Consider the following 920-nt stretch of genomic DNA (forward strand, 5'->3'; position numbering starts at 1 on the left):
GTCGGTCATGACTTCGCGCACGGGTGCCCCGCTCGCGGCCATGAACGCCGCGGCGTTGGCCAGGAACCGGGCGCAGGTGGGGCCTTTCTCGTCCGGCAGGACCTCGACGTAGGCCAGGCGGGAGTGGTCATCGACGGCGACATGGACGTAGTCGTAACCGATGCCGCGGCCCTTGACTGGCTCGCTGCGGCCGTGGACCCGCCAGCCGCCGCCCTTAGGGATTTTCCCGAGCTTCTTCACGTCAATGTGCAGCAGCTCCCCGGCGGTGTCGCGTTCGTAGCGGTGGCCGGTGGCCCGGCCGGCCCGGATGCGTTCGCCGCTGATGGGGTCCAGCTCCCACAGCCGGGGCAGGCCGGCCCGGGCGATGATCCGGGAGACCGTGCGGGCCGGGACGTGACAGCGTTCGGCCAGCTCGACCGGGCCTTCACGGTGCTTCACCCGCGCCGCGAGGACCTCGTCGATCTTCGCCGCGGCAGTGGCGTGCGGGCAGGAACGCGGGCGGGAGGAACGATCCTCCATCCCGGCCCAGCCGTGCTCCAGGTAGCGCCGGAACCACCGGTGCGCACAGGTACGGGAAACACCCATTTCCTTGGCCACATGGGCCACGGGGCGGCCATCCAGAACACGCTGGACAAGGATGCCTCTACCGGCAGGAGTCAGACGGGCATTACGGTGGACCATGAAGACCTCTTAGTCGTTAGGTGTGTGTGGTAACCACCAACCTAAGAGGTCTTCACCCTTTCACCGTGCAACCAACGTCCTGGCYGAGTACAGCTGATATGTAGTTGTTGCTTGTCAAGAGGGCAAGGGTGAGCGGTCCAAGGCTGGTTTGTCTTGGACCGCTCTTTTGTGTCCGTTTCCTGCCTGGTCCGGGGGCCGGCGCGTCATTGTCGACGGCGCTGTCAGACTGATATGCGCGG

1 protein-coding gene is annotated in these 920 nt (G+C 66.5%); it reads right to left on the reverse strand.

Going from position 1 to position 920, the window contains the following annotated elements; genetic code table 11:
- Positions 1-681 (reverse strand): helix-turn-helix domain-containing protein (locus AC1DES_RS19115; protein WP_476897271.1); only part of this gene is annotated, 681 nt, incomplete at its 3' end.
- Between the last annotated feature and the right edge of the window lie 239 nt (positions 682-920).

It is taken from the genome of Arthrobacter sp. 05T442, from assembly GCF_056395945.1.